This is a genomic window from Kitasatospora sp. NPDC057692, from assembly GCF_042799475.1.
Lineage (GTDB): Bacteria > Actinomycetota > Actinomycetes > Streptomycetales > Streptomycetaceae > Kitasatospora.
The window spans coordinates 51,752-75,206 of the sequence record NZ_JBHVIV010000019.1 but is presented as its reverse complement, the minus strand read 5'-3'; the positions used below and the strand labels follow the sequence as shown (position 1 = coordinate 75,206).

28 protein-coding genes are annotated in these 23,455 nt (G+C 74.3%); 8 read left to right on the top strand and 20 right to left on the bottom strand.

The genetic code is table 11. From position 1 onward, the window contains the following. Positions 1-92: 92 nt before the first annotated feature. The 13 genes from ACFVFS_RS13860 to ACFVFS_RS13800 form a co-directional block, all read right to left on the bottom strand. Positions 93-1,142, bottom strand: coding sequence for a methyltransferase (locus tag ACFVFS_RS13860; RefSeq protein WP_380623602.1), 1,050 nt, complete (start codon positions 1,140-1,142; stop codon positions 93-95). 151 nt (positions 1,143-1,293) lie between these two features. Next, positions 1,294-2,472 carry an RCC1 domain-containing protein gene (locus tag ACFVFS_RS13855; protein ID WP_380623600.1) on the bottom strand — a complete coding sequence of 393 codons (1,179 nt, stop codon included), beginning with the start codon at positions 2,470-2,472 and terminating at the stop codon, positions 1,294-1,296. A 32-nt stretch (positions 2,473-2,504) separates the two neighbouring features. Then, a complete protein-coding gene (locus tag ACFVFS_RS13850) occupies positions 2,505-2,903 on the bottom strand; it encodes a nuclear transport factor 2 family protein (protein WP_355364953.1) in 399 nt (132 codons plus the stop codon). Positions 2,904-2,963: 60 nt separating this feature from the next. Continuing rightward, positions 2,964-4,391, bottom strand: a complete 1,428-nt coding sequence (locus ACFVFS_RS13845; protein ID WP_380623598.1) for an FAD-dependent oxidoreductase — start codon at positions 4,389-4,391, stop codon at positions 2,964-2,966. Positions 4,392-4,395: 4 nt separating this feature from the next. Further along, a complete protein-coding gene (locus tag ACFVFS_RS13840; protein WP_380623596.1) occupies positions 4,396-4,761 on the bottom strand; it encodes an antibiotic biosynthesis monooxygenase family protein in 366 nt (121 codons plus the stop codon). Positions 4,762-4,795: 34 nt separating this feature from the next. Beyond that, positions 4,796-6,031: a beta-ketoacyl synthase N-terminal-like domain-containing protein gene (locus ACFVFS_RS13835; protein ID WP_380623594.1), complete on the bottom strand. Its 1,236-nt coding sequence runs from the start codon at positions 6,029-6,031 to the stop codon at positions 4,796-4,798. Next, positions 6,028-7,314, bottom strand: coding sequence for a beta-ketoacyl-[acyl-carrier-protein] synthase family protein (locus ACFVFS_RS13830; protein WP_380623592.1), 1,287 nt, complete (start codon positions 7,312-7,314; stop codon positions 6,028-6,030). Before ACFVFS_RS13830 ends, ACFVFS_RS13835 begins: the two co-directional genes overlap by 4 nt. Beyond that, on the bottom strand, positions 7,311-7,739 hold the full coding sequence (locus tag ACFVFS_RS13825; protein ID WP_380623590.1) for a cupin domain-containing protein: 429 nt from the start codon (positions 7,737-7,739) through the stop codon (positions 7,311-7,313). The genes ACFVFS_RS13830 and ACFVFS_RS13825 overlap by 4 nt, the downstream gene beginning before the upstream one ends. Before the next feature lie 5 nt (positions 7,740-7,744). Continuing rightward, a complete protein-coding gene (locus ACFVFS_RS13820) occupies positions 7,745-8,251 on the bottom strand; it encodes an SRPBCC family protein (RefSeq protein ID WP_380623588.1) in 507 nt (168 codons plus the stop codon). A 3-nt stretch (positions 8,252-8,254) separates the two neighbouring features. After that, positions 8,255-8,524 (bottom strand): acyl carrier protein, encoded by a 270-nt coding sequence (locus ACFVFS_RS13815; protein WP_380623586.1) that lies wholly within the window; start codon positions 8,522-8,524, stop codon positions 8,255-8,257. A 107-nt stretch (positions 8,525-8,631) separates the two neighbouring features. Continuing rightward, positions 8,632-8,964 carry a TcmI family type II polyketide cyclase gene (locus ACFVFS_RS13810; RefSeq protein ID WP_380623584.1) on the bottom strand — a complete coding sequence of 111 codons (333 nt, stop codon included), beginning with the start codon at positions 8,962-8,964 and terminating at the stop codon, positions 8,632-8,634. 155 nt (positions 8,965-9,119) lie between these two features. After that, positions 9,120-9,575, bottom strand: coding sequence for an ester cyclase (locus ACFVFS_RS13805; protein ID WP_350564805.1), 456 nt, complete (start codon positions 9,573-9,575; stop codon positions 9,120-9,122). A gap of 85 nt (positions 9,576-9,660) precedes the next feature. Then, positions 9,661-10,125 carry a hypothetical protein gene (locus ACFVFS_RS13800; protein ID WP_380623582.1) on the bottom strand — a complete coding sequence of 155 codons (465 nt, stop codon included), beginning with the start codon at positions 10,123-10,125 and terminating at the stop codon, positions 9,661-9,663. 402 nt (positions 10,126-10,527) lie between these two features. Here ACFVFS_RS13800 and ACFVFS_RS13795 point away from each other — a divergent pair, with 402 nt between their 5' ends. The 4 genes from ACFVFS_RS13795 to ACFVFS_RS13780 all read left to right on the top strand — a co-directional run bounded on the left by ACFVFS_RS13795 (position 10,528) and on the right by ACFVFS_RS13780 (position 13,908). Beyond that, positions 10,528-11,580: an amidohydrolase family protein gene (locus tag ACFVFS_RS13795; protein ID WP_380623580.1), complete on the top strand. Its 1,053-nt coding sequence runs from the start codon at positions 10,528-10,530 to the stop codon at positions 11,578-11,580. A gap of 61 nt (positions 11,581-11,641) precedes the next feature. Next, positions 11,642-12,583 carry an SDR family NAD(P)-dependent oxidoreductase gene (locus tag ACFVFS_RS13790; RefSeq protein WP_380623578.1) on the top strand — a complete coding sequence of 314 codons (942 nt, stop codon included), beginning with the start codon at positions 11,642-11,644 and terminating at the stop codon, positions 12,581-12,583. 70 nt (positions 12,584-12,653) lie between these two features. After that, positions 12,654-13,034: a SchA/CurD-like domain-containing protein gene (locus tag ACFVFS_RS13785; protein ID WP_380623576.1), complete on the top strand. Its 381-nt coding sequence runs from the start codon at positions 12,654-12,656 to the stop codon at positions 13,032-13,034. 1 nt (position 13,035) lies between these two features. After that, positions 13,036-13,908, top strand: coding sequence for an LLM class flavin-dependent oxidoreductase (locus ACFVFS_RS13780; protein WP_380623574.1), 873 nt, complete (start codon positions 13,036-13,038; stop codon positions 13,906-13,908). A gap of 144 nt (positions 13,909-14,052) precedes the next feature. Here the strand turns inward: ACFVFS_RS13780 and ACFVFS_RS13775 are convergent, their stop codons facing one another. The 4 genes from ACFVFS_RS13775 to ACFVFS_RS13760 form a co-directional block, all read right to left on the bottom strand. Next, positions 14,053-14,688, bottom strand: coding sequence for a TetR/AcrR family transcriptional regulator (locus ACFVFS_RS13775; protein WP_380623572.1), 636 nt, complete (start codon positions 14,686-14,688; stop codon positions 14,053-14,055). Between the two features lie 169 nt (positions 14,689-14,857). Then, on the bottom strand, positions 14,858-15,364 hold the full coding sequence (locus tag ACFVFS_RS13770; protein ID WP_380623570.1) for a quercetin 2,3-dioxygenase: 507 nt from the start codon (positions 15,362-15,364) through the stop codon (positions 14,858-14,860). 82 nt (positions 15,365-15,446) lie between these two features. Continuing rightward, complete coding sequence (locus ACFVFS_RS13765; protein WP_380623568.1) at positions 15,447-16,424, bottom strand: alpha-ketoacid dehydrogenase subunit beta; 978 nt, start codon at positions 16,422-16,424, stop codon at positions 15,447-15,449. A gap of 23 nt (positions 16,425-16,447) precedes the next feature. After that, entirely contained in the window at positions 16,448-17,434 is a 987-nt protein-coding gene (locus tag ACFVFS_RS13760) for a thiamine pyrophosphate-dependent dehydrogenase E1 component subunit alpha (RefSeq protein ID WP_380623566.1), read from the bottom strand. A gap of 362 nt (positions 17,435-17,796) precedes the next feature. Between ACFVFS_RS13760 and ACFVFS_RS13755 the strand changes: the two genes are divergently transcribed. Together ACFVFS_RS13755 and ACFVFS_RS13750 are read left to right on the top strand one after the other, a co-directional pair. Continuing rightward, entirely contained in the window at positions 17,797-18,702 is a 906-nt protein-coding gene (locus tag ACFVFS_RS13755) for a sensor histidine kinase (protein WP_380623564.1), read from the top strand. A 122-nt stretch (positions 18,703-18,824) separates the two neighbouring features. Further along, on the top strand, positions 18,825-19,481 hold the full coding sequence (locus ACFVFS_RS13750) for a response regulator (RefSeq protein WP_380623562.1): 657 nt from the start codon (positions 18,825-18,827) through the stop codon (positions 19,479-19,481). A 21-nt stretch (positions 19,482-19,502) separates the two neighbouring features. Here ACFVFS_RS13750 and ACFVFS_RS13745 read toward each other — a convergent pair whose 3' ends face one another. After that, positions 19,503-19,772, bottom strand: coding sequence for a hypothetical protein (locus tag ACFVFS_RS13745; RefSeq protein WP_380623560.1), 270 nt, complete (start codon positions 19,770-19,772; stop codon positions 19,503-19,505). Between the two features lie 73 nt (positions 19,773-19,845). Next, the gene (locus ACFVFS_RS13740) at positions 19,846-20,931 is read right to left on the bottom strand and encodes a medium chain dehydrogenase/reductase family protein (RefSeq protein ID WP_380623558.1); all 1,086 of its coding nucleotides are present in this window, start codon (positions 20,929-20,931) and stop codon (positions 19,846-19,848) included. A gap of 178 nt (positions 20,932-21,109) precedes the next feature. On the opposite strand from ACFVFS_RS13740, the gene ACFVFS_RS13735 reads away from it, so the two are divergent. Then, on the top strand, positions 21,110-21,739 hold the full coding sequence (locus tag ACFVFS_RS13735; RefSeq protein WP_380623556.1) for a TetR/AcrR family transcriptional regulator: 630 nt from the start codon (positions 21,110-21,112) through the stop codon (positions 21,737-21,739). A gap of 323 nt (positions 21,740-22,062) precedes the next feature. Here the strand turns inward: ACFVFS_RS13735 and ACFVFS_RS13730 are convergent, their stop codons facing one another. Then, positions 22,063-22,776, bottom strand: a complete 714-nt coding sequence (locus tag ACFVFS_RS13730; RefSeq protein WP_380623555.1) for a DUF4386 domain-containing protein — start codon at positions 22,774-22,776, stop codon at positions 22,063-22,065. Positions 22,777-22,904: 128 nt separating this feature from the next. Between ACFVFS_RS13730 and ACFVFS_RS13725 the strand changes: the two genes are divergently transcribed. After that, positions 22,905-23,420 carry a MarR family winged helix-turn-helix transcriptional regulator gene (locus ACFVFS_RS13725; RefSeq protein WP_380623553.1) on the top strand — a complete coding sequence of 172 codons (516 nt, stop codon included), beginning with the start codon at positions 22,905-22,907 and terminating at the stop codon, positions 23,418-23,420. The last annotated feature ends 35 nt before the right edge of the window (positions 23,421-23,455 follow it).

Sequence of the window (23,455 nt, the reverse complement as noted above, 5' to 3'; positions counted from 1 at the left end):
GGCCCTTTTCCGCGCTTCTCCGGAATTCCGCCGGGGCGGTTCCGGAGCGGTTCCGGGGCGGTTCCGGAGCGGAATCCCGGAACCGGCCGCGCTCAGTCCAGCGGGTCGGGGTCCGGCACGGCCTCCAGCAGCGAGAAGGCCGTCCCGGTCGGCACCACCCGGTTCAGCCGGAAGCCCCCGCGCCGGAAGACCTCGGCGAACTGCGCCTCGGTGCGCACCTCGCCGCTCATGGTGACCAGCATGACCAGGTCGAAGTTCTTCACGAACCGCGGCACGCCCTCGCGGTGCACCAGCTCGGCCGCGACGAAGCGGGCGCCCGGCGAGGCCTCGCGGCACCGGCGCAGCAGCCGGACGAGCGCCTCGTCCGGCCAGGAGTGCCAGACCTGCTTGGTGACGTAGGCGCCGATCCCCGCCGGGACCCCGGCGAAGAAGTCCACCGGCTGGAACTCCAGCCGGCCCTGCTCGGCCAGCTTGGCGACGTCCGGCTGGGTCCGGGCCTGCTCGATCACGCTCGGCAGGTCGGCCAGCACACCGCGGCCGACCGCCTCGTAGGCGTTCAGGATCGCGGCCAGGTAGGTGCCCTGCCCGCCGCCGAGGTCGCAGACCGTGCCGGCCTCGGCGAACGCGGGGTACGCGGAGACCAGGGCGTCGGAGAGCGCGTCGGTGAAGTCGGTCATCGCCTGGTTGAAGGTCGCGGCGGCGGCCGGGTTGCGCTGCAGCCAGGGCCAGAGCGCGGTGCCGTGCACCTTCTCGAAGCCGGGCTTGCCGGTTTCCAGGCTGTGGTCCAGTGCGCCCCAGGAGGACCAGAGCCACTCGGCGCCGACCATCCGGGCCATCGCGTCCATCGACCCGGGCACGCCGGGGCGGAGCAGCTCGGACAGCTCGGTGTTGGCGAAGACGCCGGGCTCGGCCTCCTCGAAGACGCCGTCCTCGGCGAGCAGCGCGAGCACCTTGGCCAGCGGCCCCGCGGCCACCCCGGCGCGCTCGGCGAGCTCGGCGGCCGGCAGCGGGCCCTCGGTGAGCAGCTCGGCGATCCCGAACTCGGCGGCCAGGGCCAGGCAGCGCGGGGTGGACGGGAACATCAGTTCGGAGAGGAACACCGCGCCGGCCGAGGCAGGGGCGGTCTGGGGAACGGCGGTCATGGGGTGAGGCCTCCCTGCGGGGACCGGGCCGGGGGCGGACGGCGCCCCGGGCCCGAGCGGTCAGCGGTCATGGGTGGGCGGGCCGGACGGGCCCGCGCCGGGCGGCCCTGGACGGGCCGGGGCCGCCCGGCGTTTCGCACGGGGCCGGGCCTCAGCCCAGCAGGGCGAAGCCGAAGCCGCCGCCCGGGTTGGCCATGAACTTGTTGGTCGGCGGGATCTCGCCGCCGGCCGCGACGCCCACCGCCGGACCGGCCAGCGCGATCCGGGTCGGGGTCGGGACGATCTGGACCTGCCCGGCGGCCAGCTGGCCCCAGTTGTTCCAGCCCCAGCCCCGCACCGAGCCGTCGGCCAGCAGCGCCAGCGCGTGCCCGCCGTTGCCGGGGGCCGCGTCGGTGCCGCCGCCACCCGCCGCGATCGCCTTGACGCCGCTCAGGCCGGGCACCGGGACCGGCACCGCGCGGTCGGCGGTGGTGCCGTCGCCGAGCTGGCCGCCGTCGTTGAGGCCCCAGGCCCAGACGGTGCCGTCGGCCAGCAGCGCCACCGTGTGGTGGTAGGCGCCGACCAGCTGGGAGACCGCGTGCAGGCCGGTGAGCTTCTGCGGGGCGGCGCGGTCGACGGTGGTGCCGTCGCCGAGCTGGCCGCGGTCGTTGAAGCCCCAGACCGAGGCGGTGCCGTCGGCGTGCACGACCAGGCTGTGGCCGCCGCCGGCGCTCATCCGGACGACCGGCTCCAGGCCCTCGACCACGGCCGGGCGCGGCCGGCAGTCGAAGGAGGCGGTCATGTAGGAGCGGACGATCCGGCCCTCGCGGGTCGAGCCGGGGCCGTCGCCGAGCTGGCCGCGGTCGTCGCGGCCCCAGGACCAGACGGTGCCGTCGGCCTTGAGCGCCAGGTTGTGGGCGCCGCCGACCACCAGGTCGACGATGTCCTCCAGGCCCTCGACCCGGACCGGGACGGGCTGCACGCCGAAGTTGGCCTCGCCGAGCGCGCAGAAGAAGCCGGCGCCCCAGGCCCAGACGGTGCCGTCCTCCAGCAGGGCGGCGCTGTGGCCGCCGCCGGCGCCGGCCGTGCGGACCCGGCCGGGCAGGCCGACGGTGCGCACCGGGGTCGCCTGGTTCTCGGTGGAGCCGTCGCCGAGCTGGCCGAAGGCGTTGCGGCCGAAGCCCCAGAGCTCGCCGCCCCCGGTGACGGCCAGCGCGTGGCCGCTGCCGGCCGCCACCCGGACGACGTTCTCCAGGCCCTTGATCTCCTGCGTGGTGCTCCGGCTGACGGTGCCGCCGTCGCCGAGCTGGCCGTTGGTGTTGTCACCCCAACTGCTGATGATGCCTGCCATGGTGATGCGACCTCTCAATCGTCGGGGGGCGGTCAGGCCCAGAACCGGTCGACGGCGTACTGGTCCTCGGGGTAGGTCCAGAACTCGGCGATCAGGCCGTCCTGGATGCGCGCCACGTTGACGAAGGGCATCTCCAGGCTCCTGCCCTCACGCTCGTAGCGGGTGAACACGGTGGCGAAGGCGAACGAGTCGCTGGCGCCGATCTCGTGGATCTCCATCTGGATGCGGCCCTGGCAGATCTCGAACATCCGGCCGGCGAAGGCCAGGGCGGACTCGATGCCCTCGTGCGCGCCGGACAGCTCGCTGGTGCCCGGGTAGTAGTGCACGCAGTCCTTGGTCCAGTAGCTGGCCGCCTTCTGCACGTCGCCCACGGTGAACGCGGCGTAGACCGCTTCCATGAGCTTGGCGTTCGGGTGGTCGACGACCTTCATGACTCTCCTCCTGTGGCTGATGCGGGGCGGGCGGTGCGGTGAAGGTGTTCTGATGGATCGTCAGACGGCGGCGCGGCGGACGATGTCGACCAGGGTGGCCCGGTCCGGGGCGGGGAACGGCGGCGGCGAGCCCGCGACCGCCTGCTTGACCCGCAGCCGGATCTCCTCGTCCTCGTACAGGCCGGCCGGGTTGTCGAGCGACATCATGGTGCGGACCAGCCGGCGCCAGACCACCTCGTCGGTGGCGGCCGCCTCGGCGACCGTGCCGAAGGTGAGCACGTCCGGCGGCAGTGGCGGCAGCTGCTGGCCGGCCACCGTGGCCCGCCAGAGCCGGGCGCGGCCCGCGTCGTTGCGGACGGCGTCCTCGAACCACGGGCGGAAGGTCCGCCCGGCCAGGCCGGCCGCCAGCGCGGCCTGCTCGGCGTCCGGCTCCGGGTGCTCGCGCACCAGGTCGGCCAGTCCGAGCACGTGCGCGAGGGCCAGCGAGACGCCGCGGCCGAACGCGGGGTTGGTGGTGCAGACCGCGTCGGCGACCGGCAGGAAGCCGGGCACCGGCTGCACGTCCTGGCCGTACAGCTTCAGCGAGTTGTCCAGGCCGCCCATCGCGTGCACCGGCGAGATCGGCACGGAGGCCTCCGGTGCCACCCAGGGGGCGAGCAGCGGGGTGGCCCGGACCACCGCGGTGAAGACGTCCTCGGCGCGCATCCGCTTCAGCTCGGCGTCGTCCGGCAGGATGCCGAAGGAGATGGCGAAGGTGTTGTTGTCGCCGAGGAACATCACGCCGGTGTAGTGGTCCCACAGCCCGCCGGCGCCGAAGCCGCGGTTGAGCGGGCCCACCGGGCGCGGGCCGAGCGCCCGGTAGTAGCGGGTGTAGTAGGTGATGTCGGCACTGTGCGCGACCAGTTCGGGCTCGGCCAGGCCGTGCTCGCGCAGCCACTCGTGGCCCTGCGAGCGGCGGCCGGAGGCGTCGATCACCAGGTCGGCCCCGACGGTGCGGCCGTCCTTGGTGACCACGCCGGTCACCCGAGCCGGGCCGCGGTCGGCCACGGTCAGGCCGCGCACCGTCTCGCCCCGGCGGAAGGAGATGCCCGGCTTGCGCAGCGCCTCCCGACGGAGGATCAGCTCGAAGGTGGTCCGCCGGCAGCCGAGCATGCGCAGCTCGGCGTCCTGCGGGTGCGGCGTCCTGTCGGCCAGGGTCGGCGGCATGGCCCTGCCCAGCTCGATCTCCCGGGCGCCGGCCGCGACCAGCGCCCGGTGGACGGACGGCAGCCGGTCGCGCAGCAGGTTGGTGCCGAGCGAGCCGAACGCGTGCGAGTGGTGCAGCTGCGGCACGGTCGGCCGCCGCCAGTCGCCGTGCGCGTCGTCGACGGTGTCCGGCGCCTCGTCGGCGTCCCGTTCCAGCACCGTGACGTCGTGCCCCAGGTCGGCGAACGCCAGCGCGGCCACCAGGCCGGCGACGCTGCCGCCGATGATCACTGTCCGTGTCATGACCTCACCCCGCGGTGGTAGGAGTGGAAAGGCCCGCCCGCGGGGTGTCCCGCGAGGTCTCGGCCTTGATGTGGAAGCGGATGGACCTGGCGTCGCTGAAGCACTCGCGCATCGGGCGCACCAGGTCCCGGTGCTCCTCGGTCCGCTCCCAGGCGACGAAGTCCTCCAGCGAGCGCCACTCGCTGGTGATCAGCCACTGCTCCGGGTCGGTGGAGGACTGGCAGACCTGGTCGCGCAGGTGCCCGGGGACGCCCCCGGCGACCAGGTGGCGGATCTGCTCGTACGCCGTGAGGAAGTCCTCCCGGCGCTCCTCCTTGACGGTGATGAGGAAGAGCACGCGGCCCTGCGCCGCGCCCTCGTCGACCGGCATGGCGGTCTCCTTCCGGGTCGGTGGGTGGTCGGGGTCAGGCACGGGCGCGCAGCAGGACGGCGCTGTTGAAGCCGTCGAAGCCGCGGGCGCCGATCAGCGCGGTGCGCACCTCGGCGGCCTGCTCCTCGCGGACGAAGGGCAGGGCGCAGCCGTCCGCCGGACGGGCCGGGCCCGCCGAGGGCGGAATCAGGCCGTAGTCCATGGCGAGCACGGCGGTGGCCGCGTCCAGGGCGCTGCCGCCCTGGTAGAGCCGGCCGGTGAGCGGCTTCTGGGTGGTGACGGCGGCCGGACCGGCCGGGCCGAACACCGCGCGCAGCGCCTCGGCCTCGGTGCGGTCGTAGCCGGGCACGCCCACCGCGTCGGGGAAGGCGACGTCGACGTCCCCGGGGGTGAGGCCGGCCCGTTCGACCGCGGCGCCGAGCGCCCGGGCGTACTGGCGCACCGAGCCGGTGGCGGTCCGGCCGGCGGCGACGGCGTCCTGGGTGGCGGCCCAGCCGGCGATCTCGGCGCGGATCCGGGCGCCGCGGGCGAGCGCGTGCTCCAGGTCCTCGACGACGAACACCGCGCCGCCCTCACCGGGCACGTAGCCGCCGGCCCGCTCGTCGAACGGCAGGTAGGCGGCCGCCGGGTCGGTGCCGGTGTACAGCCGACCGCTGCGCTGCTGGCAGGCGAGCGCGTACGGGCCGAGCGGCGCCTCCGTGCCGCCGGCGAGCACCACGTCGGCGCCCCGGCGGACCAGCCGGGCGGCGTGCGCCAGGGAGTCCAGGCCGCCGGCGCCCTCCGAGACGAGGACGCTGGACGGGCCCTTGGCCTGGTGCCGGATGGCCAGCTGTCCGACGGTCGCGGCGTAGAACCAGGCGATGGACTGGTAGGCGCCGACGGTCCGCGAGGTGTCCGGCTGCCAGAGCCGCTGGAGCTCGCGCTGGCCGAACTGGTTGCCGCCGGAGGAGCTGGCCAGGGCCACCGAGAGCTTGTACGGCTCGACCGTGGAGGGGTCCAGCTCGGCCTCGCCGAGGGCCAGTTCGGCCGCCGCGTAGGCGAGGTGGGTCCACCGGTCGGTCTGCACCTGGAGCCGGCGCTCGACGTACCGGTTGACGTCGAAGTCGGGGACCTCCCCGGCCAGCGTGGTCTCGTACGGGCCGGCGTCGAAGAGCGTGATCGGGCCGATCCGGCTCTCACCGCCGCAGACCGTCTTCCAGTGCGCCTCGCTGCCGATGCCGCTCGGCGCGACCACGCCGATGCCGGTGATGACGGCGCGCCGTGTGCTCATCGGCCCCTCCCCAGCTTGGCGAAGAGCATCGCGGACTGGAAGCCGCCGAAGCCGCTGCCCACCGAGAGCGCCGCCCCCACCGTCACCTCGCGGGCGGTGTTGGGGGTGTAGTCGAGGTCGCACTCCGGGTCGCGGTTCTGCCAGTTGGCGGTCGGCGGGACGATCCCGCGCTCGACGGCCAGCGCGCAGGCGGCCATCTCGATCGCGCCGATCGCGCCCAGCGAGTGGCCGACCATCGACTTGATCGAGCTGATCGGCACCCCGTAGGCGGCGTGGCCGAGCGAGCGTTTGAAGGCGCCGGTCTCGTGCCGGTCGTTCTGCCGGGTGCCGGAGCCGTGGGCGCTGATGTAGCCGAGGTCCTCGGGGTTGAGCCGGGACTGCCGCAGGGTCTCGGTGATCGCCTCGGACATCTCCAGGCCGTCCGGGCGCAGACCGGTCATGTGGAAGGCGTTGCCGCGGTTGGCGTAGCCGACCACCTCGCAGTAGATCCGGGCGCCGCGCCGGCGGGCGTGCTCCAGCTCCTCCAGGACGAGCACCGCGCAGCCCTCGCCGAGCACGAAGCCGTGCCGGTCCCGGTCGAACGGCCGGGAGGCGTGCTCCGGGTCGTCGTTGTCCGGGGTGGTGGCCTTGATGGCGTCGAAGGAGGCGACGGTGACCGGGGAGATCGGCGAGTCCGAGGCCCCGGTGATCATCACCTCGGCCTCGCCGTCCACCAGCAGCTGGTAGGCGTGGCCGATGGCGTCGATGCCGGAGGTGCAGCCGGTGGAGACGACCACCGCCGGGCCGTGCGCCCCGTGCCGGACCGCCACGTCGGCGGCCAGGCTGCTGGGGATCAGGCCCTGGTAGAGGAACGGGCTGGTGACGTCCGGGTCGACCAGCCAGTTGCGGCCGGAGTCGCTGGCGACGACGAACTCGTCCTCCAGGACGATGGTGCCGCCGACCGCCGAGCCGAGCACCACGCCGGTGTGGTCCCGGGTGCGCTCGTCGAGCTCAAGACCGGCGTCCAGCACCGCCTCCTGGGAGGCGGCGAGCGCGAACTGCACGTAGCGGTCGGCGCGGCGCAGCTCCAGCGGGGTGAGCCCGGCGGCGGCGCCGTCGAAGTCGGCCTCGGCGGCGATCTGCGAGCGGAACGCCGAGGGGTCGAAGGCGGAGATCCGGCGGGTCGCGGTGCGGCCCGAGGTGATGAGGTCCCAGAAGGTCTCCCGGGTGGTGCCGCCGGGCGCCACCACGCCGATCCCGGTGACCACCACCCGGCGGCCGCCCGCGGCGGGGAACGCGGTCATCGCTCCCCCAGCACGATGTGGGCGTCCGCCGTCGTCCCCGGGCCGTCCTCGGTGTCGACGTGGCCGAGCTCGGGGGACGGCGCCAGCGGGCCGAGGTGGAAGACCGCGAAGGCCTCCTCGGAGCCGGTGTTGCGCAGCCGGTGCCGGACGTCCTTGGGGATGACCAGGCCCTGGCCGGCGAACAGCTCGAAGGGCTTGTCGTCGAGGTCGAGGGTCAGCTCGCCGCGGACGAGGAGCAGGAACTCCTCGCTGAACGGGTGGTAGTGCTCGCTGATCCGCTCGCCCGGCTGGAGCCGGGCGATCCCCATGAAGCCGGAGGTCGAGCCGACGGTGCCGGGCGAGAGCACCGCGCGGGTCTCGCCGCCGCGCTTGCGGTTGGCGGGGACGTCGTCGACGGCGATGATGCGGATGTTCCTGGCGGCCACGGCGCTCACTCCTTCTCGGCGGTGCTGGGGTCGGCGGTACTGGAACCGGCGCTGCTGGAACCGGCGGCGAGGGCCTCGACCTTGGCCTTGATGACCTCCAGCTGAACGGGCGAGTTGGTGTTCAGCCGGTCGGTCATGCCCCGGTCGTCGACCGGGGCGGTGGGCTTCATCGCGAAGTCCTGGATCCAGGTCATCCGGGTGCCGCCACCGGGCAGCTCCTCGTAGCGCCAGTGGATCTGCATGTAGGCGAACGGGCCGGTCTCCACCCGGTGGGCGTGGACGGTGCGGTCGGCGGCGTTGACGGTGCGCTCGCTGACCCAGCTCCAGATCCGGCCCTCCTCGTCCGGGTGCATGGTGAGCCGGAACCGGACGGTCTCGCCGCGCCGCTCGACGATCTCGGCGGAGGCGTACTCGGTGAACAGCTCCGGCCAGCCGGCGACGTCGTTGGTGACGTCCCAGACGAGCTTGAGCGGGGCCTGGATGACGATGCTGTTCTCGGTGTGCCCGGCCATCGCTCAGCCCACCGCCCCGGCGGTCTGAAGCCCGGCGACGATCTGGTCCACGCTGAGCGCGACGGCGCCGTCCGGGACCTTCAGGCCGTAGCGGTCGGCGATCACCGCCTCCAGCTCCAGCACGGCCAGCGAGTCGAGGCCGAGCTCCTCCAGGGGGACGTGCCGGGAGCCCTCGAAGACGTCCGGCGCCGCGCCGGCGCTGGTGATGAGGACGCTCTCGATCTCCTCCGCGGTGACGACGGTGGTCGTCCCGCCGGCCTGGTGGTCGGTCATGGTGCTGCCTCTTTTCTCCGGTGTAGGGACTGCTCCTGGGCCGCCCGGCCGGCCGGGGTGAACGGACCCCGGGTCGGCCGGCGCGGCACCGCCGGCGGAGGGCGGGCTCAGCGACCGCCGGTGCCGGGCTCCCAGGTGTAGAAGCACCGGGCGACCGCGTCCTGCGGCGAGCGCCAGGTGGGCAGGTAGGGGGAGATGAACGGGGTGAGCCGTTCGCTGACCCGGCCGAACTCCGGGTGCCGGCGGGCGGCCTCGACCGCCTCCGGGCCGGGGTCGTCGGTCTCCAGCAGGTGGACGTAGGCGTCGCCGAGCAGGTACAGCGAGCGGTGGGTGACGCCGGCGAGCCGGGGCAGTTCGGTCTCGTCCGACTCGCCGAAGACGCGGGCGACGTCGACCTCCGCGCCGGGCACCATCCGGGCGATGATCAGGGTGCGGTGCATGCGGACTCCCCTCGGGCTGGTTCGGGTGGGTGTGCTGCTCCGTGCGGCTCCGTGCTCCGCGCGCACCGCCGCGGACGCGGTGCCGCGGGCGCGGTGGCGCCGGCTCAGCGCTGCGGGCGGCTCAGTGCTGCGAGCCGTTCAGTGCTGCGAGCCGTTCAGTGCTGCGGGCGGCCGACCGGCTGGATGGCGCCGATGTCGAGCAGGATCCGGGGCACGTTGTCGCCGATCCAGGACTCGACGACCCGGCCGTCGACGACCCGGTGGCACGACATCTCGTGCACGGTCACCGGCTTGCCGGTGGGCGGGATGTCGAACAGCCGCCCCTGGTGGGTGCCGCGGGTGGTGAACCGGGCGTAGACGCGGTCGCCGTCGCCCGCCACGTCCTCGACGGTCACGTGGACGTCCGGGAAGGCGTTGCGCCACAGCAGCACGGCCTGGCGGAAGGAGTCCGGGCCGGGCGGCATCGGGGGCAGGCCGGGGGCGTGCACCACGTAGTCCTCGGCGAAGCGGTCGCCGATGGCGGAGAGGTCGCCGTCGTTGAAGGCCCGCTCGGTCAGGTCGCGGATGAGGGCCTTGTTGGCCTCCACCGCACTCTCGGTGGACGAGGTCATGACAGTCCTTTGCTCGGCGGACGGCCCGGCCGGCGCGCGGCCGGAAGCGGGTCCGGGGAGGAACGAAGGGGAGGTGCGGCGCAGGTCAGAGCAGCGAGGCGAGCACGAAGCAGGCCGCGGCGCCGATCGCGCCCATGGTCCGGGTCTCGTGCGCCAGGTGCCAGCGGCGGCGCTTGCCGCGCCACGCGGCGTCGCTGTCGCGGTACGGGCTCCAGCGCTCGATCTGGCGCCAGATCGGACGGTTGACACCCTCGGAGGCGACCGCGACGGTCGCCATGCCGACGGTGCCGGCCGCGTACAGCACCTTGGCCACCTTGTTCTCCGACCGGACGGCCTTGGTCGCGCCGACGGCGGCGGTGGCCAGGCCGTTCCAGAACGCGATCGGGTGGAACACGTGCATGTCGATGAGCTGGCAGGTGTTGACGTACCGGTCGTAGGGCAGGGAGTTCAGCATCGGCAGGATCGAGGTCTTCATGATCCACAGCGTGCCGAGCTGAAGGCTGGACGACGTCACCAGCCAGGTGTCCGTGTTGTCCTTCATGTCCTTCATATCGATTCCTCGAATCGATCGGGGATCGCGGGACGTCCGCCGGTGCGGCGGACCGGGGCGGGGTCGCCCGCGTCGGAAGAGCGGGACCCCGGGGACCGGGGCATCTCGGCCCCCGGAGCGCCCCGCCGACTCATCCTTGCCGCCGGGCGGTCCCAGTGTCAGGAGGCATCCGTCTCCACCGGACTGGGACGTCGCCCGGGCCCCCACGGACCGCGTCCCGGCCGTTCCGGGCCGTTCGCCCAGCCCGTTCGTTGCACCAACCAGGCACTCCCCGGGCCATGTTGACGCACCCGCCGACGGCACCCTACGGTGCGAGCGGGCACTCACTCACAGAGTGTCCGAGGCCCGCGACCACCCCGCCGCGCCGACCGGCCGGCGGCCGTCCCAGGAGGTGCCGAGCCGATGACGATCGATGTGCACGGCCACATCACGTCGCCCGAACTCTTCCGCCGCTTCCCCATGCCGCCGAGCCTCGCCGACGTCGACGGCATGGTGGAGCTCAAGGCGGCGGCCGGGATCACCACGTCCCTGGTCGGCAGTCCCGTCGGCGCGGGCACCATGGTGCGCACGCCCGGCCTGGACAACTACCGCCAGCCGCTGGACACCCTCGAACGCTTCCACGACTGGCTCGGCGAGCAGGTCCGCGCCCGGCCCGCCGCACTGCGCGGCTACGTCTACACCAACCCGCTCGGCTCCGACGCCGAACTCGCCGCCGCCGCCAAGCGGTTGGAGCAGGACGAGTTCGTCGGGCTGATGGTCAACTCCAGCATCGCCGGACGGTTCCTGGACACCCCACGGGCCGACGCCTTCTTCGCGATGGCCGCGCAGTACCGCACCCCGGTGATGCTGCACCCGCCGGCCGAACCGGCCGGGGCCGGGGAGCTGGACGACCTGCGGCTGGTCGAGCAGATCGCCCGGCCGTGCGACGTCACGCTCGGCACGGCGGCGGTGCTGTTCGCCGGGTGGCTGGAGAAGTACCCGGAGCTGCGGATCGTCGCCCCGGTCTGCGGCGGCGGGCTGCCGCTGCTGCTGGAGCGGCTGGAGCTGGCCCGGCGGATGCCGGCCACCTTCGGGCGGCCGGGCGGCGCCCCCGGGGGTCCCCCCGGCGGGCCTCCGCCGGAGGCCCGCGGGCCCGGTGCGGCCGGACCCGGCGGACCCGGCGGACCGGGGACGGCCGGGCCGGGCGTCCCCGCCGTCCCTCCGCTCGCCGAGGCGCTGCGCCGGGTGTACGTCGACACCGCGACCCCGAGCCTGCGCGCCGTGGCCGCCGCCGTCGACGCCTTCGGGGCCGGCAACGTCCTGTTCGGCACCGACTCCCCGCCGATGAGCGCGCCGCTGGACGCCTCGCTGGCCCGGCTGAACGGCCTCGGCCTGGACGCCGCCACCGTCGCGCGGATCCGGCACGGCAACGCCGCCGGGCTGTTCGGCCTGACCGCCGCGCCCGCTGCGGCCTGATCCTTCCCGACCGACCCGTCAGGACCTCGCATTCACCGACACGCGACAGGGAGGTGCTGCCATGACGGCAGCCGGACCGACCCAACCGCCCGGCCCGCCCGGCGGACGCCCGGGCGGCGGACCGCCCCCGGGGTTCGCCGGACCGCCGCAGGGCCCAGGCGGGCCGCCCCCCGGAACCGGCGGACCGCCCGGCGCCGCCGCCCCGCCCCGACCGGCGCCCGAACGCGTCCCGGCCGAACGGGAGTTCCTCGGCAGCCGGGTCCTGCTGGTCGGCGGCTACGGCAGCATCGGCGCCGCCGTCGCCGAGGACCTCGCCGCCCAGGGCGCCAGGGTCGCCGTCGCCGGCCGCTCGCTGAAGAAGGCCGAGGAGACCGCCGAACGGCTGGCCCCGCTCGCCGCCCGCGGCGGCACGGTCGCGCCGTACGCCGTGGACGTCGCCGACCGCGCCGACGTCGAGCGGCTGGTGGGCGCGGTGACGGCCGACTGGGGCGGTGTCGACGTCCTGGTGAACTGCGCCAGCGCGCTGGTCACCGTCGGCGCCGAGACCATCTCCGAGGAGGACTGGCGCACCATCGTCGACACCAACCTGCTGGGCGCCTTCTGGCTCTCCCAGTCGGTCGGCCGGGCGATGATCGCGGCCGGCGGCGGCCGGATCGTCCACCTCTCCTCGGTGCGCGGCAAGTTCGGCGCCCGGCGCGGCTTCAGCGCCTACGGCGCCAGCAAGGCCGGCCTGGACCTGCTGGTCAAGCAGCTGGCCGCGGAATGGGGCCGGCACGGGATCGCGGTGAACGCGGTCGCCCCCGGCTTCGTGCGCACCGACTTCGTCCAGGAGAGCGCGGGCAACCCCGAGTTCATGCGGATGGTGCTCGGCCGGATCCCGCTGGGCCGCACCGCCGAGCTGCACGAGGTGGCGGACGCCGTCACCTTCCTCGCCTCGCCGCGGGCCGGCTTCATCTCCGGCCAGGTGCTGTACGTGGACGGCGGCGTCACCGCCAGCCAGTGACGGCACCCGCCCCCGCGCCCTCCCACCCACCGACGGGCCGAGCCCGGCCCCGAACCGTCAGGAGACCACCATGAGCACGTGGCACGCGCTGTACTACCCGCTGCTGCCGGGCAGCGAGGACATCGTCAAGGAGCTGTTCCGCAAGAGCGGCCGCCCGGACTTCGACGTCAGGACGCCCGACGGCACCGTGGTCGGCAAGCTCCTCGGCACCCAGGCCTTCGTGGGCAAGGAGCTGGCCGTCCGGGTCATCGAGATCGAGGGCCCGCTGCCGCTGGTGGCCGCGCACATGAGCCAGCAGCCCGCCGTCCGCGCGTTCGAGCAGGAGCTGGAGAAGCACCTCGCCGTTCCGCGCGACATGACCAGCCGGGAGGGCGCGCAGGCCTTCTTCCGGCTGGCCTCGATGGAGAACGTGCTCTCCCGCCGCCACGACCAGCCGATCGAGGGTGAGTGAGATGAAGGTCGGAATCGGACTGCCGACCTCGCTGGCCGGCGCGGGCGGCGCCGACGTGGTCGCCTGGGCCCGCCTCGCCGAGCAGGCCGGGTTCTCCACGCTCGGCACCATCGACCGCCTGGTGCACACCAGTTGGGAGCCGCTCACCACGCTGGCCGCGGCCGCCGCGGTGACCGACCGGATCGGCCTGGCGACCAGCATCCTCATCTCGCCGCTGCGCAGCAACACCGCGCTGCTGGCCAAGCAGGCAGCCACCGTGGACCGGCTCTCCGGCGGCCGGCTGACCCTCGGCCTGGCGGTCGGATCGCGCCAGGACGACTTCGAGGTCGGCCGGGTCGAGAAGACCGGCCGGGGCGCCCGGACCGGTACCCAGGTGGTCGAGCTGCGCCGGCACTGGGCCGACGCGCAGTCCGGCCGGGAGCCGGCGGTCGGCCCGGCCCCGGTCCGGCCGGACGGGCCGGAGCTGATCCTCGGCGGGCACTCGCCGGCCGCGCTGCGACGGGCCGCCCGGCTGGCCGACGGCTGGATCGGCGGCGGCACCGGACCGGTGATGTTCGCCCAGGCCGCCCAGGCGCTGCGCGAGCAGTGGGCGGCCGAGGGCCGGACGGGGGCCCCGCGGCTGGTGGCGCTGGCGTACTTCGCGCTCGGTGCGGAGGGCGGCAAGCACACCGAGGCCTACCTGCGGTCCTACTACCGGGACGCCGGGCCGTTCGTCGACCACATCCTGCGCGGCGCGGCCGACAACCCGGGCAAGCTGCGCGGGCTGGTCGGCACGTACACCGAGGCGGGCTGCGACGAGCTGCTGCTGATGCCGTGCGCCGGGGACCTCGGCCAGGTCGCGGCGGCGGCCCAGGCCCTGGGGCTCCACGGCTGAACCGCGGCGGGACACCGGTGGGGCGGACGGCTTCGAGCCGTCCGCCCCTCCTGCCGCCGCCCGGCGGCCCGCCCGCGGGCACAGTCGAAGGCCCGCCGCCCGGTACTGCTCACCGGGCGGCGGGCCGGTCCTCGCGGCGCCGCCTCAGCGGGCCTTGGTGCGGCTCCTGGCCGGCGCCGCCGGCCGCTCGGCGGGGGCCAGCGTCCGCCAGAGCTGCCGGACGAAGGCCTCGGCCTCGCGCAGCGCCTCCGAGTCGCCCGCCGGGGCGGCGAACACGCCCCCGTAAGCGGCCAGGTAGCAGGCGCCGAGCAGGAGTTGGGCCGCCGCCACCGGGTCGGCGTCCCGGCTGACCAGATCGGCCCGCTGGGCCCGCCGCAGGTAGTCGGCCAGCAGTTCGGCGGCCCGGTGCGGCCCCGCGTTGTTGGCCCGCATCCACTCGCGGTGGCGGTCGAGCAGCTTGGGCTCGGCGAACACCGACAGCAGCATCGGCATCGACTCGCGGTAGAAGGCGAGCGCCTCCTCGGCCACCTGCTGCAGGGCCGCCCGCACCTCGCCCTCGCTGGTGACCTCCTCCGGCAGCGCCCGCAGCACCGGCAGCAGGCCGGGCAGCCGCTCGGCGAGGACGGCCAGGAAGACGTCCTCCTTGCTGCGGAAGTGCCGGTAGATGGTGCCCTCGGAACAGCCCGCCACCTCGGCGATCTCCTTGGTGGTGCAGCGGGCCAGGCCGAGGTCCCTGATCACCCGCTCGGCGGCGTCGACGATCTGCTCGCGCATACTCATGAAGGCTCCGAGGGAAGGGGGCGGCCGGCTCCGGACCGGGCCGCGGCTGCGGAGGGGTACCCGAAGGATAGCGTGCAGGTGAGTGCCCGCTCACAGGTTCGGACCAGCACGCCGGCCCCGCCGCCCGCGGAGGGCGGCGGGGCCGGCCGAAGAAGCGGCGGCGGCACGGTCAGCGCGGCGGCCCGGCGGGCCCGCCCGGCCCGGGCGGCGGTCCGACCAGCCGCACGCCGAGCGGCTCCAGCGCGCCGAGCAGGCGGGCGAAGTCCGGCGGCCCCTGGAGCGGCGGCGGCAGCTCCAGGCGGGTGGCCGGCTCCCCGGTCTGGAAGAACCACTCCTCGAACCCGGCCGGGGTGCCCAGCACCAGGAAGCGGGTCCCCTCGGTCTCCACCCGGTACTGGTGGGCGATGCCGCGCGGGGCGAAGACGGTCGCCCCCGGGCCGACCTTGTGCTCGTCGTCGCCGATCCGCAGCACCATCTCACCCTCCTGGACGATGAAGAACTCGTCCTCGCGGGTGTGCAGGTGGACCGGCGAGGCGTAGCCCGCCGGGGAGAGCTGCTCGGCGAGCCAGAACTGCCCGTTGGTCTCGGCGCCGGTCGCCTTGAACTTGAGCAGCGCGCCCACGTGCCAGATGGCGCGCCCCTCGTCGGGCTGCTTCACGAACGGTTGGGACGTCACGCGGTTCCTCCTCGGTCGGCCGGCCCGCACCCGGGCCCGGCAGCACTGCGGTACGGAAACTGTTCGGTCGTCGAAGCGGCGCTCAGGCCGCGCTCCGGACCAGCCCGGTGGCGCGCACGGCGGCCACCACCTGGTCCGGCCCGGGGGCGAAGGCGTCCTCCAGCTCGGGGCTGAACGGCACCGGCGCGTGCGGCCCGGTGACCATCCTGACCGGACCGCGCAGCGCCGTGAAGCGGTCCTGCGCGACCTGGGCGGCGATGTCGGTGGCCAGGCTGCAGCGCGGGTGGGCCTCGTCCACCACGACCAGCCGCCCGGTGCGCTCCACGCTGCCGTAGATGGTCGAGGTGTCCAGCGGGGACAGCGTCCGCGGGTCGATCACCTCGATCTGCACGCCCTCGGCGGCGAGTTGCTCGGCGGCGGCGAGCGCGACCGAGACCATCCGGCCGATCGCGACCACCGTGCAGTCCGTCCCGGGCCGGACCACCTTGGCCGAGCCGAACGGGATCGCGTACGGCTCCTCGGGGACGCCGCCCGGCACGAAGTAGAGCATCTTGTGCTCCAGGAACAGCACCGGGTCGTCGTCCACCAGGGCCTGCGCCATCAGCCCCTTGGCGTCGTACGCGGTGGACGGCGCGACCACCTTGAGGCCGGGCAGGTGGACGAAGAGCGGGTGCAGCGCCTGCGAGTGCTGGGCGCCGCGGCGCAGGCCGGTGCCCCACATCGCGCGCAGCACCAGCGGCACCGATATCCGGCCGCCGGCCATGTACCGCAGCTTGGCGGCCTGGTTGGCGATCTGGTCGAAGCAGACGGTGGCGAAGTCGACGAAGAGCAGGTCGACCACCGGGCGCAGGCCGGTCGCGGCGGCGCCGACCGCGGCGCCGACGAAGGCGGCCTCGGTGATCGGCATGTCGAGCACGCGGTCCGGGAATTCGAGGTGCAGGCCCTTGGTCGGGCCCCAGGCGTTGGTGCTGTCCTCGCCCATGAGGACCACCGAGCGGTCGAAGCGCATCTGCTGGGTCAGCGCCTCGCCGATCGCCTGCTGGTACGTGATGGTGCGCACGTGGATCCCTCCTCCGGGGCGGGTCAGCGGGTGTAGACGTGGTCGAGCAGGCTGCGCGGGTCGGCCGTGAACGGTTCGGCGGCGGCCGCGACGGCCGCGTCGACGAGCGCGGTGGCGTCCCGGTCGATCCGGTCGAGCTCGAAGGCGGCGGGACCGGCCACGGTGCCGTCGGCGATCCGGGAGCGGAGCAGCAGCAGCGGGTCGGACTCGGTGCGCAGCCGCTCCGGGTCGGCGCCCGGGCGGTAGGACTGGTCGTCCCACAGCTCCATGTGGCCGTGGAAGCGCTCGGCCCGGAACTCCAGCACGGTCGGGCCCTCGCCGGCCCGGGCGCGGCGCACCGCCTCGGCGGTGGCGGCGTGCACGGCGAGCACGTCGTAGCCGTCGACCACCTCGCCGGGGATCCCGAAGCCGGCCGCGCGCTGGGCCATGTCGGTGCCGGAGAAGTGCCGGTCCGCGGGGGTGGCCTGGGCGTAGCCGTTGTTCTCGACGGCGAAGACGACCGGCAGGTCGAGCATCCGGGCCAGCACCAGGCTCTCCAGCACCGCGCCCTGGTTGGCTCCGCCGTCGCCGGTGAAGGCCACCGCGACCTGGCCGGTGCCCTGCTGACGGGCCGTCAGGGCAGCGCCGCAGGCGAGCGGGACGCCTCCGCCGGCCAGGCCGTTGGCGCCGAGCATGCCGCGGTCGAAGTCCGCGATGTGCATCGAGCCGCCCTTGCCGCCGCAGATCCCGTCGGGCCGGCCGTGCAGTTCCTTCATCATCGCCTCGACGTCGCAGCCCTTGGCGATCGCGTGGCCGTGGCCGCGGTGGGTGCTGGCGAGGTAGTCGTCCGGGGCGAGGGCCGCGCAGACGCCCGCGGCGACGGCCTCCTGCCCGCTGTAGAGGTGGACCGCGCCGGGGAGGCTCTTCGCGAGGCCGTGCAGACGGTCCTCGAAGGCCCGGATCACGCTCATCGTCCGGTAGATCTCTGCGATCTGATCGAGCGTCAGATCAGTGGTGCGGGATGTGCCCATGGGGTCGCCTCCTCGGCTCTCCGGGGGACGCCGGCGGGGCGCCGCGCGCCTCGTTCGCCGGTCGTGCTCGTGGCCCGACTCCATGAGGGTAAGTGCTCACTCACATGGGTGCAACCAAGTGTCCGAATCCGTCGCACCCCCCTCCCCGGCCCGACTCGCCCACCCTTGCGCCCTGTGCAACGGCGCGCCTAAGGTCTTGTCCCGGGTGGATTGGGATCACGGCATTGTTAGGCGCGACGAACCGAAAGTCCGGGGTTCGTTGTGCCGATTTTCGGACATGCCTGAGGAATTCCATTTCCCCGCGCCAGGAAACGCCCGTGCACAGTGGGTCAGACGCGAGCGACGGGGGGATCTCAGGAACCATGCTGGACCAGATACTCAAACCCTCCGGCAGGGGTGACCGAAGACCGACCACCCTGGCCCCGGGAAGTGCTGCAGCACTCACTACGCGCGGCGAACGGAACACCTCCGACCGGATCGGCCGACTGGTGAGCGTCCTGCTCGGACTCGTCACCGGACTCGGGGCGGCCGGTCTGCCGCCGTCCCAGCCCCGCCGGCCGGCCCCCGCCGCGACCGCCCCGGTGGCCGCCGATCTGGAGTCCGGCTGTCCGGACGCCGCCGCCAGGCTCGACGAACGACGCCGCCTCCGCCGGGAGTTGCACGACTCGCTGGCTCCCCGGCTGGCCGCCCTGCACATGCGGATGGAGCTGGCAGGCCTCAACCTGAACTGCGACGCCGACCAGGCGCCGGCCCTGCTGGCACAGGCCCGGGAGGACGTCAGCACCGCCATCGCCGACGTCCGCCAGGTGATCAGGGACCTCGACCGCTCCGGACCGCCGGCCGTCGAGTCCACCGGGACGCTGCGCCAGTTCCTGGACCGCCAGGTCCGCGCCTTCGAGGAGGCCGGGGCCGGCCGGCTGCGCTTCGTCACGGAGCTGCCGACCGTCATGGACGATTTCCCGGCCGAGGTCCAGACGGAATTGAAGAAAATCTCCGGCGAGGCCGTCGCCAATGTCGCCCGGCACGCCCGGGCTTCGGTCTGCCGGATCTTCGCGTCGGTCGGCAGGGGCGGCCTCGACCTGTCGATCGAGGATGACGGGATCGGCATTTCGGCGGACGCCGTCCGCGGAATCGGACTTCCGTCGATGTGCGTCCGCACCAAGGAACTCGGCGGTGATTTCTCGGTGGCGTCCCGGACCCCGCACGGCACCGCGGTCCGGATCCGGCTGCCGCACTCGGCGCTGATCGACGGCACCGGCCTCGCCTGATCCCCGCCCGGCCCCCTCCTCCCCGGCCCAGGGCCGTCGCGGAGTCCGTGCCCGACCGACCCGCGTCCACACCCGGATTCCCGCTCGTCTCCCGCGCTCCCTCACCCTCCCCTAGGAGCCCCATGGACCCGGTCGTGCCCCGAAACCTGCGCATCCTGGTCGTCGACGACCACGAGCTGTTCCGGGCGGGTTTACGCCAACTCCTTGACCGGATCGACTCGCTGACGGTGGTCGGCGAGGCGTCCAGCGGGGCGGACGTGCTCTCCGCCGTCGAGCGGCTCGCACCCGACGTCGTCCTGATGGACATCGGCATGCCCGGCACCGACGGCATCGAGGCGACCCGCACCCTGCTGGCCCGCCACCCCAGGGTGGCGGTGGTGATGCTGACCGCCGACGACAACGACGACTCCATCGTCGCGGCGGTCCGGGCCGGCGCCCGGGGCTACCTGGTCAAGGGCGCCGGCCTGGACGACGTCCGCCGCGCGATCACCGCGGTCAGCCAGGGCGGGGCGCTGTTCGGCCCGGAGGCCGCCGCCCGCCTGCTCGCGCAGGTCCGCCGGCCGACCCCCGAGCGCGAGCCGTTCCCCGACCTCACCCCCCGGGAGATGGCGGTGCTCACCATGCTCGCGGACGGCCGCAACAACGCGTACATCGCCAACGAGTTCGGGCTCTCGATGAAGACGGTGCGCAACTACCTCTCCCGGATCTTCAGCAAGCTCCAGGTCGCGGACCGCGCCGAGGCGGCCGTCCGGGCCCGGCGGGCCGGCCTCGGCAGCTGAGCCGGCCGACCCCGGGCCCGGTCAGCGCTCCAGCAGGCGCCCCCACAGCTCCTCCTCGCACCGGGTCAGCGGCGCGGGGTGCGCTCCGGCCCGTTCCGGGTGCCACTCCGGCACCCCCGGCGGGGGCAGCACGTCCTCCGGCCTCCGCGCCCCCGGCAGGGCGGAGGGCGAGGTGAGCGCCCCCATCGCCAGTCCGAGCCAGATCAGTCCGTCCGCCAGGTAGCGGCCGGTCCGCCGCGCCCACCGGCGCAGCAGGAGACGACGGTGGGCACGGCGCAGGGCGGTTCGCATCGGACGGCCTCCGGCGGGACGGCAGCGGGGGGAAGCGGTGCTACGGCCATCCTGCGGACCGGCCGTCCCACCGTCATGGGTCGGGAATCCCCAACACGCTGGGAACCTTTCCTGCCCCGTCCCCGGTCACGGTGCCGCGCCCCGGGAACGGAGGCGCGGCGGCCGGGACGAGCACGATCTTCCCGGTGACGGCCGCGCTCTCCATCGCCCGGTGCGCGTCCGCCGCCCGGTCCAGCGGCATGGTGCGGCCCACCCGGGGGTTGACCTGCCCCTGCTGCAGCAGCTCCAGCACGGTCGCGAGGTCCTGCTGGTAGGCGGCCGGGTGGGACTTCTCCAGGCTCCAGGCGTTGTAGAACAGGGTCCGCTTCCCGTCCGGGATGAGCTTGGGCAGCACGATGCCGCCCAGGAACCCCTGGGCGCCGGTCAGCAGGTCCCGCTGGTCGGTCCCGCGCAGCGCGGCGTTCTGGCCGAAGCCGACCATCACGCCGCCGCGCCGCACCGCCTGGTACGAGCGCAGGAAGTGCGGTCCGCCGACCGGGTCGAAGACCGCGTCCACCGCGCCGCCCGGCAGTCCGCGCACCACCCGCAGGAAGTCCTCGGCCCGGTCGATCGGGTGCCCGCCGAGCGCGCGCACCTGCTCGGCCCGGGCGGCGGAGCAGGTGCCGTACACGGTGACCCCGGCGAGCGCGGCCAGCTCCAGGAAGGCGGTGCCGACCCCGCCGGACGCGCCGTGCACCAGCACCGTCCCGCCGCGCCGGACCTCGGCCACCCGGTGCAGCATCTGCTGGGCGATGAAGTAGTTGAGCGCGAGCGCCGAGGCCTCGACCGGGTCGACCCCGTCGGGCAGCGGGACCAGGCGGTTGGCGGCGACGAGCGCGTACTCCGCGTATCCGCCGCTGCGCACCAGGGCGACGACCCGCCGGCCCGGTTCGGGGGCCCTGGTGCCCGGTCCGACCTGGTCCACCACCCCCACCAGGTCGTATCCGGGAGTGAACGGGCGCTTGGGCCCGCCGGGGATGACGCCGGCACGGAGCAGAATGTCACCGTAGGAGACTCCGGCGGCGAGCACCCTGACCCGGACCTGGCCCACGGCCGGGGCGGGGAGTTCGTCGCTGGACAGCCGCAGGACCTCGGCTCCGCCGAGCCTCGGCACACTCACATGGCGATACCTCATCGTGGCCTCCGCAGTGGAGAGATGTCGTGTGTGGGAGTGGCGCCGGTCCTCCACGGGTCCGGGGCGCGGTCCGTACCGGACCGGTTCCCTGCCCCCGTATTTTTATATAGACTGAGTGTACAATGAATGTCATAGCACCCGCCTCAGGAGACGTCAACAGCCCATGAGCCCACGCCAGTACCGAGCCGGCCAACGCCAGGTTGCCGCCGAACAGACCCGCACCCGCATTCTGGAGGCGGCCTGTGAGCTGCTCACCGGGGAGAAGGGCCCGGCCTCGTTCAGCATGGACGCCGTCGCCAAGACCGCCGGGGTGGCGCGGATGACCGTCTACTACCAGTTCGACTCGAAGACCGGCCTGCTGGAGGCGCTCTTCGACGACCTGGCCCAGCGCGGCGGAATGGCCGGGATGCCCGCGGCGTTCATGGCGCCCAGCGGCCGGGAGGCGCTCTCCGCCGTCCTGGACGTCCTCACCGGCTTCTACGCCTCCGGTCGGATCGCCCTGCGACGGCTGCGCGGCCTGGGCATCCTCGACCCGGAGCTCGACACCGCGCTGCAGAGCCGGGGCGAGCGGCGGCGCGGGGGCCTCAAGGTGGTGCTCGGCCGGCTGCTCGACGACCGCGGCGCGGAGGTCGGCGAGGCCGGGCTCGACGAACTGGTGGAGCTGCTCTTCATGCTGACCAGCTTCGAGACCTTCGACCTGCTGGCCGGGCCGGACGGCGACAGCGGGACGGTGGCCCGCCGGATCGAGGAGCTGATTCTCGCCGTTCTCGACCGCCGCCTCCCGGCGGCCTGACGGCCGGGCGCCTCCCGCGCGCACCGGGCCCCGTCACCCGTCCCGCGCACCCGCGCCCCGACACACCCGCGGCCGACGGCCGGCGACCCCCCTCCGGTCGCCGTACGACGGCCGGCGGCGCGGCGGCCTTCCTCCCCAGGACACCGCCGCGCCGCCTTCCCTTTTCCTCACGAGCCCATCGGCCCGCTCGGTCGCGACCGGTCCGCCGCGCCTCCCGGCGCCGCGCCCCGTCGCTCTCCCCCGGCCGGGACGGCCGCACCCCGGAGCACCACCAACGGGGGCCGGGGCCGTCACCGCACCGGAGCAGTCACGATGGGCCGGCCTCAGGCCGGCTCCGCCTCCGACTCGTAGGAGGCGGTGCGGCGCGGACGCTGCTTCGGCAGGATCACGCTGGCCGCGATCAGCCAGATCAGACCGCCGAAGCGGGCGATCGGCAGGAAGAACCCGAGGCTGGTGGAGAGCAGCGCCAGGGTGCCGAGCACGCCGATCCCGGCGAGCACCAGGCCGGCCCAGGCGAAGCCCTTCGGCCCGAAGCCGAGCAGCAGCATCGGCACCGCCACCCCGGCCAGCATCACCGCGAACGGGACGACGTGCCCCGGGCCGCCGGAGGCGAAGGTGAGGTCAGCCAGCGAACGGGCCAGCGGCGCGTCGCCGAGGTCCCCGGCGCGGGAGGCGGCCCAGACGGTGAGCCCGCACAGCGCCATGGACGCGGCGGCGAGCACCCCGGAGACCAGCGCGATGCCGGGGCCGGGGGCGACCACGCCGAGCCGGCGCAGCCGCTCGTAGACGACGGCGGCCCAGACCGCGAGCGGCAGCGAGGCACCGAACTGCAGCGTCCCGGCGACCTTCGCGGCGGTCGCGTGGTCCTTGTAGTAGGCGAGCGTGTCGGCCGCCGAGTCGGTGGGCAGCGGGGTCTGCCGGGCCAGCACGATGGACACCACCATCAGTGCCGCGAACGCCACGGCGGGCAGCAGCAAGGGGGGCCCTGACTGCGAACGCCGGGCGGAGGCGGCCGGCACCGCTGATGTCGTGGTCATGGGGCGCTCCAGTCGAGAACGGGTCGTTGGGCAGGGCGCCGCGCGGCACGGATCGGCGCCGACGCCGGTAGTTCCAGATCCAGAATAGTTCACCCGAGGACATCATTGTCCACTGCTATCGTGTTTCCATGACCGAAGCTCCCGACCCCGCACCGATCCCGCACACGGGCCCGCAGGGATCCCAGGTCGCCTTCCTCCTCTCCCAGCTGGGCGAACACGCGAGCCAGGCCTTCGCCCGGCGGGTCGCCGAACTGGACCTCACCCCGGCCCAGGCCGGTCTGCTCCGGTCGGTCGCGCTGGCTCCCGGCCAGCACCAGCAGGAGCTCGCCCGACGGCTCGGCATGTCCCCCAGCCGCTTCGTGGCCTTCGTCGACGCCATCGAGGAGCGCGGCCTGGTGGAGCGCCGGCGCAACCCCAAGGACCGCCGCTTCCAGGACCTCTACCTCGCACCCAAGGGCGAGGAGGCGATGCGCGGGCTGGCCGAGGCGGCGCTCGCCCACGAGGAGGCCATCTGCGCGGGGCTCGACCCGCAGGAACGTATCGCCCTGGGAGAACTGCTGCGCCGGGTCGCCGAGGCCCAGCAGCTCACCGCCGGGGTGCACCCCGGCTACCGGCGGCTCAACCCCCGGCGGGACGGCGCCTGAGCACACCGGAGCACGTCTGAGCACGTCCGAGCACG